Here is a 10,411-nt window from a genome sequence, read left to right on the forward strand (position 1 = left end):
GTAAAAATACACTTAATATTTATTATACTTTTAAATTGAAAGTTGATTCTTAGAATCTGAAGTAAAAGATGAGTAAAATTACTCAATGTATAATTTTGTATAAAATCAGAATCGGATTAATGTATGCTGATTTTATACATGGGGTTAGATTTATGAGAATCTACTGCAATCACGCAAAGATTCCCTTATACATTTCGTATTTTTTCTGCCTCTCTTCCAAGCCATTAAAGCCACCATTAATCCTCTTTGTCATCGCTTTGATGTCATCATTATCACAAAACTTATTGAGATTCTCTCTTTTCCAAAAATATAAAGCAGATTCTAATGCACCCTCATCGCTCGTGCAATACTCCACCGCCTCGCTAAGCTCCCTGTCAATGCTTTTTGCAAACCTCGTATAATTCTCTTTGCCTGTGAGCTGGATATAGCCTCTACCTCTATAACGATAGCCATCTCCACTTGCTTCATCGCCATTGCCCATACGATTAGCATAGACAAGGTTTGCGATTTTTTCTGGCTTTCGTGCATATTCGTTCGTGTCTTTGTCCTTAAAATACTTTGGAAATACTTTTGCTAACCCTTGTGCGGAATAATTCAGATTCTCCTCTCTACATCTGAAATTCCCGCTTTCATGGGCGCATTGCGCTAAGAATCCACAGACACGATTGAGAGTATTTATCTCATATTTTTCAAAGAGTGGCACGAGCATTTCTACTTTTAACTTTGGGTTGATTGTGTTCAAATTGTCTTGTGTAAGATTCATTGTTGCCTCCTTTCTTAATTTTATATATCTTCTAAGCTCAGCTCATCAATACTTGCAATCTCGCCCCATTCTTCATGTATGAAATTTATTCGTCCTCTAATGCTCTGTATAAGTTCTTCTAGAGTTTCAGTATCAATATCGATACAAGTATCAGATGAACTATGTCTCATAAGGAGTCTCTCTACTTGTTCATTGTAGTTAGGGTGAGAAACATGATAAATTACTTTGTCATTTTGCCTTGCTTCCCGTTCGTCTTCTGGCAAAAGAATTGTTGAGCCTGTAAGCAACTCATATTTCTCTCCTAACAAAAGACCAAAAAGTGATTTTGGTATAATGTGATGTTCTTGCATATCCTATCCTTTCTCTTGAATCTTATATTATCAGCCAAATTTCTTCAGCCTCTTTCTCATCAATCATTTCATTATCTAAGTAGATTCTTTCATTCTCGATAGTGAAATTATGAATACTCAAATGTCTAAACAAACATCTCAAAAAATGTGGCTTTTTCACTCTATATCGATTTTTCTTATCCTTATAGACATTCACACTTATCTTTATATCAATGACATAATAAGGGCAATAAAGCATAGTTAATGCCTGCTCTATGCTCAAAGAAAAATTCTTACAAAGCAAAAAACCCAATCTTTTTAGCTTTTCTTGCGAAAAATCATGCATTGCCCTCTCGCAAAAATCTTTTTCAAGATTCACAAGAGAGGCAAATTCTTTTATACTTATGGCTTTTGACATTAATCTTGTATCCACAAAGGTTTTTTCTCAAATGCAATATGATAGACGACATATTGTTGGACGACTTGATGTTCTCCCATATTCATAATCTTAAAATTTTTCTCACACGCAATAATATGTCCCTTTGGAAAGTCATTGAGGCATTTATTGATGAAGTCTAAATCTTTTTTTGCATCTTCCTCGCTATATGGAGTATTATCTTGTTGCCCTATGGTGATTCTTTTGATAAACCTTATTGAAGTCAAGTCAAAAATCTTAGCCATAATTTATCCTTTTAGTGTTTATTCTTTTGTATTTTGTTTGCGTTTTGTCTCTGTTTCTTCAGATTCTGTATTTTTAGAATCTGCTATTTCTTTCGTGTTTGAGGCGATTTCTCTTGGCTGAATCGCACTTTGCATAATATCTAAAACTCTTGATAAGCCTTCGCTCATACCCTCATCTTTTGCGTGAAGTTCGATATGATATTTCGCCGAAGTATCTGTGCTTCTTGTATTTTCTTGATGAGAGCTGATTGAGCCTTTCACTGCGACTCGTGCTTTGAAGCAGCCAAAGCCTATATTTGCTTCCGCATCAAGCGAACCACTTTTATCACTTGATTCTTTTGATTCTTCGGCAGTTTTGACTTCCATATCAAAGGTAATGTCCAAATTATTGATAGAGAGATTTGGGACTTTCACAATCGCAAGAAGCGGGGCTTGAATATTCATCTTTTGAATACTGCCATCTTCTTTGATTTGCTCATAATGAAAATCAGCCGTTCTAATCGTCTGCCCATCTTCATTCATACCCACCGTTTTGATAAAAGTTGCGGTTGCGTTTGCAAGTTGTAATTGTGCATCACAAGCTGCCTGTAATGGACCACCAATCAAAGATGCCATTGGTAATCCCGCGAATTGATTTGTAATTTCTGTTGCCATATGAAACTCCTTAAATAGAATGTTTTGAGATTATTAAAGTCAGCTTTCATCTATTTCTTCTTCATTGTCTTGTCCCTCCTTTCTTAGGATTAAATCCTCCTGATAACCTTGAGCGTTATTGATAAGCTCATTTATCATTCGCGAAGTCCCCTCTGGCAAGTCGTGCCTACTCATTGTGAGGCAAATATGGGCTGAAAGTCCATTTTTCTTACCAAAGCCACCGCCCACGACATCGACTTTCAAAGAGGGCAGGGCTTTAAAGTCTTTCATATCGCCTTCTGTTTCTTCTCCTTCCTCTGTTTGTTGATTGCTTTCTATTCCAACCAAACTCACATCAAATTCTGTTTTAATGTTTTCGATATGAATGGGGGTGATAGGCAGGAGATTGATATAGGGGACACTATAATATTTTGTTCGGAAGAATTTAGAATCAGAATCTGGGATTCCTATTTTTAGCTTTCTAGGGAAAATACCCGGTAGCAAGTCATCGGTTAGATTGCCTTTTTCATCTTTTTTAAACTTTCTTTCGAAAAAAGTAAAGATATGGGAGAGTTGGGATTCCTCGACATCGCTTTGTGCTTGTGCGACAGATTTTGCGATGGAGATGATAATGTCGCTTAGAGATTTGTTTGCATTTGCCATTTTTTAACCTTTCAAAAAATTTATGCAATCATACTTTAATCACTATGCTTTTGTCAAGTGTTTTTTATACATTTTTGAATTTTTTGTTTGATTATTGTGTTGTATGGCGGTTGGTGGGGAGAACGAGCGGGAGAATTTATACAGATTCTATAAGTTTCTCTCTTTTATTTATGTTTTGAGGAGTATGAAGAGAATCTTGCAAAGTTTGTGGAATATTTTTTAAGGCGTCTGCAATTTTGCTATAATAGCAGTTTTTGCAAAGCGAATACATCTTGGAGGATATTTTGGCATTAGAATTAAGAGAGCGAAACCTTTTTGAGTGCGATGAAGATACGCATAATGTGATGAAAAGTGTAGATTCTCACAAAATAAGTCAAATTATAGAATCTGCACATAATCTCAAAGATAATGCGAATAAATCACGCAAACAAGCCTTTCTTACTACACTCAAATCTAAATCAAGTGGAAACTACAAACGCTATACCAAAAGCCCTCTTCGCTATGGTGGTGGCAAATCACTTGCAGTGGGGTTGATAATAGAAAATCTTCCTTGTGATACTAAGCGTGTGATTAGCCCATTTATAGGTGGAGGCAGTGTCGAAGTGGCTTGTGCTTTGGAGCTTGGGCTAGAAGTCAAAGCTTTTGATATTTTTGATATTTTGGTGAATTTTTGGCAAGTTTTATTGCGAGATTCTAAGGCGCTTTATGAAGAGTTAGCGAAGCTAGAGCCTGATAAAAAGACTTATGAAGCGATTAAAGATGAACTGAAAGCCTATTGGAATGAAAGACACAAAAATAGAGAATCTCGCACACATAAACCTCAAATCAAGCTAGATTCACTCACTTTAGCGAGGGATTATTATTTTAACTTTAACTTGAGCTACGGTCCGGGCTTTTTGGGCTGGATGAGTAAGATTTATGAGGATAAAACGCGGTATTTGAGTGCATTACAAAAATTGAGGGATTTTAGTGTGCCAAATCTTAGCGTAGAATGTGCGAGTTTTGAATCTGTGTTTGAGTTATACCCACGAGATTTTTTCTATCTTGACCCGCCTTATTTTTTGGAGGGAGATTCTAAGATGTTTCGCGGAATCTATCCTATGCGGAATTTCCCCATTCATCATAATGGATTTAATCATGAGCTTTTGAGAGAGTGTCTTAAAAATCATAAGGGCAAATTTATCTTAAGTTATAATGATTGTGCGTTCGTGCGTGAGGCGTATAGAGGCTTTAGAATCTTAGAGCCAAAATGGCAATACACAATGGGGCAGGGTGAAACTCGAGTGGGCAAAAACCGCATAGAGCGAGGCGATAAGGATAATATCAAGCAAAGCCATGAATTGCTGATAATGAATTTTTAGTGATTTGGAGAATCTAAAAGTGGTTTGCTATTGCGAAGTTTTTGTGATAGCAAAAAGTCGTGGGAATCTATCAATATATAGGAGTGAAAATGAAAATAAGTGAAGTCAAAACCGCCTTTAAAATCGCTGATGTCGAGTTTGTCAAGGGTAGCACGAAGCTTAATTTTAATTATCTCAAAAATTTATATGATGAAAATGGCAAACCCTTACCCCAAACAATTCTTACTGAAAATGTTGCAAGGGTGTATCTTATCGTTGTCAATGGCGAGATTAAAAAGATTGGTGGTTCTCAAGCAGTGGGTGGCATCAAAGCAACTTTAGAGATTTATCGTGATGGAGGAGTGAAAGGGCGTCCTAGTATCCGCAGCTTTGGGATTTGGTATTTTCTTTATTATAGTATTTTAGGTGGTGCGAAAATTGAATTTTATATGATTTATCAAGAAAATTTTGAAAAAGATATTAAGGGGCTTTTTGGACTTAAGAAGATTCCTAATGCTTATATTTCTTATAAATTAATTGAGCAGTGTTGTATCGAGGATTATTTAGTATGCGAAGATGGCAAACACCCGGATTGGAATGTGCAAGAGCAAGGAATGGATTGGCCACTTGAGATTAAAACCAAACACGCAGATTTACAGCAAAATGCCCAAATGCGAGAGAAAAAGATTAATCGTAAAGAGGTGAAGAGATGATGAGTTAAGCATGGAATGAATACAAAGTATAATAGTCAAAATAAAATCGCAGGGGATTTCTAAATCTCTCAAATATATGGAGAAATTCTATGAAAATATTTAAAAGTCAAAATGCGAAAAATCTTTGTATATATGCTAAAGAAAAATATGGCGATGAGTTAGAATTTTTGTGGAAAAAGTCCAAAAATGCAATTTTGCGCAAAAAGAAAAGCAAAAAATGGTATGCAGCTTTTTGTGTGATTGACAAAACGCAATTAGGTTTGCAAGAAGAGGGGTTGGTAGAGATTGTGAATCTCAAGCTTGACCCACAAGATGTGCTTGCTTTTGTGGATAATCAAAAATGTTTTAAGGCATATCATATGAATAAAAAACATTGGATAAGTATTTTGCTAGAAGGCGATACACTTTCTTTGCAAGAGCTTTGCGGATTTTTAGATGAAAGCTATGCACTTGCGTGATTTAAGCTGAAAAACTTTTTGAGCTTTTTGCATTTTTTGCCACATTATATGAGTTTTATTTATGAAAATCTTTTATAGAATTATTTGAGAATCGTTGTATGTTTTTAGTTTTTTAGTTCAGTAATAAATTTTTCATAGCTATTAAGTGGCATAATATCAATTTTAAAGAGATTATCATTTTCCTTTGTGATGATAACAGAGTCAAAGCCCAAAGATTCTAATTTATCTAAAGTAAGTAATTCGTTTTCTTTAAGCATAAGTATTTTTCGCAATAACCATTCACTTAGTGCAGAGTTAGGGTTTGTCATTAAAGCTTTTGAGTTGTCTTGACAAAGTTTTGCACTCAATTCTTGATTAATAGGTGTTTTTAAGATAAATGGAGTATCTCTATCTGGGAAAAATCTTGGACAGATCTTGTGGATTTCATTTGGTATAGGGATATAAATTTCATCTGCACTTCTTGGTCTCCCACCTGCATTCCATTGATTTAATCCACTTTTTTCTGGGACATGTTTATTGCCTTTAAGACTAAAAAGAGGTAGGATAATATAATCTTTTCCTATAATCTGTGGTTTAATAGCATTCGATTCTAAAATTTTATTTTTTAGTGATAAAAGAATCTCAAAAGGATTATTTAAGATTTGAATATCTAAAGTGGAATATTTATTTGGAATATAAAATTTTCTTTGTAACACACTTTTTGAATAGTTAAAAAAGTATTCATTGTTACCATCATAGAAACTAAGTGAAGATTTTGTATCCTTAATATTTCGCAAGTTTGAAGTATTGATTTTATCATAATCAGTTTCAAAAAATATCAGCTGATTATTTTTTCTGGCAATGATATGATAGATAGCATGATTAATGCCATAAAGATTATTTGCTAAATCAATTCTTTGATTTCTAAGATTGCTTAAAGTCTCTGCTAAATCTTTAGAATTGGTTTTTGTTTTTAAAAATTGAGAATCCTTATTAAATTCTGCTACTTTTTCTATACTTGTAGTTCTTGAGCAGATAAAAGTTTTTAATCCAACCCCTAAATTTCCTATTTTTGCATCGTAGGCAGTATCAGAGCGACTAAGATTCTCTGCATTAAAGCATGAACAAAATAAATTTTCCATTACTCTATAATGCAAAAATGGCACATCATTCTCACTAAAAAGCCTTGATAAACTAGAAATAATTTGGATAGTCTCTAAGTAGTTTAAACCCTCTTGTTTGTCTTTTTGGTAAAAATCAATCATTGAATCACTCTTAAGATTTCATTTGCCACTCTTTTTACCAAAGGCAGTGTGATAGAATTCCCTGCTTGGATATAGAGTTTTGAATTTGGCAGGTTTGGTAATTTTAAAGATTGCGGATAGCCCTGAAAATTAAAACATTCTCTAGGTGTGAGTTTTCTGATACCGAAATCATCTTTGATTATAGGCACATTATGCCCACCTGTTCCCATATTTGCAGTAAGAGTTGGGCAAAGATTTGATTTATTTTCTCTCACATAGATTCTGCGTAGTTGATATATTGTATCTCGTTTTACAACACTTTCTTTAAGCCAATCATAATATTGACTTTTTGGTGTATAGTAAAAACAATCATCTTGTTTTATAGATTCTAGGCAATCATGAATAGTCTTTGTTAATTTGACAGGTTGTGGAAATGCAAATTTTTGATATTTCTTAACTTGTTTTTTGTGAAAAGCAACAATAAATATCCTTTCTCTATTTTGAGGTATATTGGCGTGTGTAGCAGAATTTAAGATTTCATGAAAAACAAAATATCCTAAATCTTGCAAGGTATTTAGAATAACTGAAAATGTATTACCTTTGTCATGATTCTTTAAATTTTTAACATTTTCTAAAAATATTACTTTTGGTCTATGCGTTTTGACAATTTTTGCAATCTCAAAAAATAATGTTCCTCTTGTGTCATCAAAGCCTTTTTGATACCCCGCAATGCTAAAAGCCTGACATGGAAATCCGCCACATAAAATATCAAATTTGTTGGGAATAAGGGCTTGAACTTCATCTTTGGTAATATCTCCAAAAAGTGGTGTTTTAGGAAAATTCAAGCTATATGTCTTCTGTGTATTTAAATCAATTTCGCTTGCATAAAGACAATCTTGCCCTTTAAGTGCAAAATGAAACCCACCAATACCAGCAAAAAGGTCAATAAAAGATATATTCACAATTTAAACCTAACCTTAAGATATAATCAACATTATATCATAAATCATGCAAATCCCCATACACTCATTTGTGCTGAAAAATATAATAAAATGATAGTAACTCCAAAGATTCTAAAGTTTCTTGACTCATTGGTAACTTTTCATTATAATCATTTTTTAGTATTATCATTAATAGTGATAATACTTCAAGATTATCTTTTGAAGGGGAATACAGAGTGGATTCTATTGATATTCGTGATTCTATTGGGTTTTTGGCGACAAAATTGCGTGAGAAGCTTTCATTTGCTTTTGATGAATATACAAAGGCACAATATGAGTTGGAGCATAAGCAAGTAGGGATTTTGTGGGTATGTCTCAATCAAGAAATCTCGCAAATCAAGCTTTGTGATTATATCCAAGTGGATAAAAATTATGTGAGAATCTTGCTTGATAATATGGAGCAAAAAGGCTTTATCTATCGTCAGAGAAATCCCAAAAATAGACAACAAAATCTCATTTTGCTGACAGATTCTGGCAAAGAGATTGCAAAAAAAAGCTACAAATATATGCTCAAAATGCAAAAAAAATTGCTTTTATCCCATATAGATAGCGATGAGATAGAGACGCTCCATAGGATTTTATTCAAGCTCTTTGAGGGAGATTTTGATACTTCAGATTAAAGGAAAATTATGGCTTTAAAAAGTTTAGTTGCACTGATAATGTGTGCGTTTATGGGGCTTGTCTCTGTGAGCGCAAAAGAGTTTCATTTGAAGAATGATTCGCATATTGGCTTTCGTATTAAGAAAATGGGCTTTATGAATGTGAAGGGGCATTTCAAGCAGTTTAGTGGCACATTGAATTTAGAATCTCCCCATAATATCAAGAGTCTGCAAGGCGAGATTGTGATAGATTCTGTCTTTAGTGATAGTAAAAAACGCGATAAACATCTTTTAGAAGCAGATTATTTCAATGCAAGTGTGAATCCAAAAGGCATATTTGTGATGACAAGCTATGAGATAAATAGCACCGAAGAGAGGCTATATAGAGGCACCATGCGAGCAAATCTCACACTCAATGGCGTAGAGAAAAACATCGCATTTGATTATAGCCTTGATATAAGTGATGCAACAATGCCTAAACTCACATTAGAATCTAAGCTCAATATCAAGGATTTTGGTATGAAAGGCTCGGGTATGCACAGCGATGAGGCGATGATAGAGATAGAGACTTTGTGGGAAGAGTAGTGAGACTTTTTGATTTTGACTGCGAGACAATCTCATGCTAAAGCCTACTCAAAGCGTCAAATGCGGATTTGGATTATTGCTTAGACTCCTTGATAAGATTCTATATAATAGGGTCTTTGAATAGAGGTTTTGCATAGAATCTTTGGGGCTTATCGCATTTGCAGTGTGCTATTTTGATTTGCGTTTTTTGTCCTTTTTTGTATCTTTTTTACACACTTTTTTGCACTTCACATAATCCTTGCTTTGGGGATTCATCGCGTCTTTGCCATTTGAAAGCATATTGGCATACACATCAAGTTTGTGTTCTAGTGATTTGGCGATGGCTTGAAACTCCTTAATTTTTTCTAGCACGATTGTGTGCTGAATAGCTATCATTCTCTGCCTCTCTTGTGCCGTGCTATCGCCCTGCATAGCGAGATTGACATATTGCTTAATATCCTCGATACTCATATTGCTCCGACGAAACCAATCAATCCAGCCAACCCATTCAATATCGCTTTGAGAGAAATACTTGACGCCATTGCTATCGCGTTCTACAAATGGAAACAACCCTTTTTTCGCCCAGAATCGTAATGTATGAGGCGAAATTCCTGTTTGCTTTGAGACTTCAAGTATCGTGTATGCCATATTTGCTCCTTTTAGATTGCAATATAGGGAGATAATGAGAAAATTATTGATAAACATCTTACTTTATTTTTTAAAACATAAATTTTTAACACTTAAGAATCTACTTAAAATCTATCAGACTCTGTTACCCAAATTCTTTAAGATGTTTCAATATCTTATCGTATGTTAGAATTGTATGTAGATCATTCATACACTATATCTTATACAATCCGTGTCCTAATACTTCCAATTCCTTCAATCTCACAAGTAACAATATCGCCACTTTGTAGGAATCGTGGCGGATTAAAGCCCATTCCCACTCCGCTTGGCGTCCCCATAGAGATGATACTTCCGGCTTTAAGCGTGAAATACGATGAAAGCTCCGCAATCACAGAATCTATCCCAAAAATCATCTTTGAAGTATTACTATTTTGACGCAATTCCCCATTCACATAGCTTTTAATGGCAAGATTGCTCGTATCAAGGCTATCACGCAAAATGATATAAGGACCCATAGGAAATGCTCCCTCAAGGCTTTTGCCCGCATACCATTGCTTGTGCTTTGCCTGCAAATCGCGCGCAGAGATGTCATTGCCTATCGTATAGCCAAAAATCACTTCTTTTGCCTGCTCTTTTGGGATATTCTTGCAATCTTTGCCGATAATTACGACAAGTTCGACCTCATAATCAAGCTGATTTGTCTTTGATTCTCTATGGAATATAGAATCTGGTGAGGCGCATTCATTCACTCGCTTAGAGAAATACACCGCCTCTTCGCGTTTGCCATCAAATGCCTCTTTTTTGAATCGCATTGATT

At 34.7% G+C, this 10,411-nt stretch carries 15 protein-coding genes; 5 read left to right on the forward strand and 10 right to left on the reverse strand.

Features of this window, described 5'->3' with window-relative positions; all coding sequences use genetic code 11:
* Window positions 1–169: 169 nt before the first annotated feature.
* Genes CQA53_RS09565 through CQA53_RS09590 form a run of 6 tightly spaced genes read right to left on the reverse strand, consistent with a single transcriptional unit; the run spans window position 170 to window position 3,069 of the window.
* Window positions 170–763: a glycoside hydrolase family 19 protein gene (locus tag CQA53_RS09565; protein WP_115543773.1), complete on the reverse strand. Its 594-nt coding sequence runs from the start codon at window positions 761–763 to the stop codon at window positions 170–172.
* Window positions 764–783: 20 nt separating this feature from the next.
* Complete coding sequence (locus CQA53_RS09570; RefSeq protein WP_115543774.1) at window positions 784–1,113, reverse strand: hypothetical protein; 330 nt, start codon at window positions 1,111–1,113, stop codon at window positions 784–786.
* Window positions 1,114–1,135: 22 nt separating this feature from the next.
* On the reverse strand, window positions 1,136–1,510 hold the full coding sequence (locus CQA53_RS09575; RefSeq protein WP_115543775.1) for a hypothetical protein: 375 nt from the start codon (window positions 1,508–1,510) through the stop codon (window positions 1,136–1,138).
* Complete coding sequence (locus CQA53_RS09580) at window positions 1,510–1,773, reverse strand: hypothetical protein (protein ID WP_115543776.1); 264 nt, start codon at window positions 1,771–1,773, stop codon at window positions 1,510–1,512. The genes CQA53_RS09575 and CQA53_RS09580 overlap by 1 nt, the downstream gene beginning before the upstream one ends.
* 18 nt (window positions 1,774–1,791) lie before the next feature.
* The gene (locus tag CQA53_RS09585) at window positions 1,792–2,427 is read right to left on the reverse strand and encodes a DUF2589 domain-containing protein (RefSeq protein WP_115543777.1); all 636 of its coding nucleotides are present in this window, start codon (window positions 2,425–2,427) and stop codon (window positions 1,792–1,794) included.
* Between the two features lie 39 nt (window positions 2,428–2,466).
* Window positions 2,467–3,069, reverse strand: coding sequence for a DUF2589 domain-containing protein (locus CQA53_RS09590; RefSeq protein ID WP_115543778.1), 603 nt, complete (start codon window positions 3,067–3,069; stop codon window positions 2,467–2,469).
* 284 nt (window positions 3,070–3,353) lie between these two features.
* On the opposite strand from CQA53_RS09590, the gene CQA53_RS09595 reads away from it, so the two are divergent.
* The 3 genes from CQA53_RS09595 (at window position 3,354) to CQA53_RS09605 (ending at window position 5,580) form a co-directional block, all read left to right on the forward strand.
* Complete coding sequence (locus tag CQA53_RS09595; protein WP_407918852.1) at window positions 3,354–4,430, forward strand: DNA adenine methylase; 1,077 nt, start codon at window positions 3,354–3,356, stop codon at window positions 4,428–4,430.
* 89 nt (window positions 4,431–4,519) lie between these two features.
* Window positions 4,520–5,122, forward strand: a complete 603-nt coding sequence (locus CQA53_RS09600) for a GIY-YIG nuclease family protein (protein ID WP_115543779.1) — start codon at window positions 4,520–4,522, stop codon at window positions 5,120–5,122.
* 89 nt (window positions 5,123–5,211) lie between these two features.
* Complete coding sequence (locus CQA53_RS09605; protein WP_115543780.1) at window positions 5,212–5,580, forward strand: MmcQ/YjbR family DNA-binding protein; 369 nt, start codon at window positions 5,212–5,214, stop codon at window positions 5,578–5,580.
* A 104-nt stretch (window positions 5,581–5,684) separates the two neighbouring features.
* Here the strand turns inward: CQA53_RS09605 and CQA53_RS09610 are convergent, their stop codons facing one another.
* Window positions 5,685–6,824 (reverse strand): phospholipase D-like domain-containing protein, encoded by a 1,140-nt coding sequence (locus CQA53_RS09610; protein ID WP_115543781.1) that lies wholly within the window; start codon window positions 6,822–6,824, stop codon window positions 5,685–5,687.
* Window positions 6,821–7,759: a DNA (cytosine-5-)-methyltransferase gene (dcm, locus tag CQA53_RS09615; protein ID WP_220272083.1), complete on the reverse strand. Its 939-nt coding sequence runs from the start codon at window positions 7,757–7,759 to the stop codon at window positions 6,821–6,823. Before dcm ends, CQA53_RS09610 begins: the two co-directional genes overlap by 4 nt.
* Window positions 7,760–7,980: 221 nt before the next feature.
* Here dcm and CQA53_RS09620 point away from each other — a divergent pair, with 221 nt between their 5' ends.
* Both CQA53_RS09620 and CQA53_RS09625 read left to right on the forward strand, forming a co-directional pair.
* Window positions 7,981–8,424 carry a MarR family winged helix-turn-helix transcriptional regulator gene (locus CQA53_RS09620; protein WP_245945854.1) on the forward strand — a complete coding sequence of 148 codons (444 nt, stop codon included), beginning with the start codon at window positions 7,981–7,983 and terminating at the stop codon, window positions 8,422–8,424.
* A 9-nt stretch (window positions 8,425–8,433) separates the two neighbouring features.
* Window positions 8,434–8,988 (forward strand): YceI family protein, encoded by a 555-nt coding sequence (locus CQA53_RS09625; protein WP_115543784.1) that lies wholly within the window; start codon window positions 8,434–8,436, stop codon window positions 8,986–8,988.
* Between the two features lie 168 nt (window positions 8,989–9,156).
* Here the strand turns inward: CQA53_RS09625 and CQA53_RS09630 are convergent, their stop codons facing one another.
* On the reverse strand, window positions 9,157–9,615 hold the full coding sequence (locus tag CQA53_RS09630; RefSeq protein WP_112052784.1) for a MerR family transcriptional regulator: 459 nt from the start codon (window positions 9,613–9,615) through the stop codon (window positions 9,157–9,159).
* A 200-nt stretch (window positions 9,616–9,815) separates the two neighbouring features.
* Window positions 9,816–10,411: fumarylacetoacetate hydrolase family protein (locus CQA53_RS09635; protein ID WP_147290025.1), on the reverse strand; the 596-nt coding region annotated here is incomplete at its 5' end.

The sequence above is a fragment of the Helicobacter didelphidarum genome (genome assembly GCF_003364195.1).
GTDB lineage: Bacteria > Campylobacterota > Campylobacteria > Campylobacterales > Helicobacteraceae > Helicobacter_A > Helicobacter_A didelphidarum.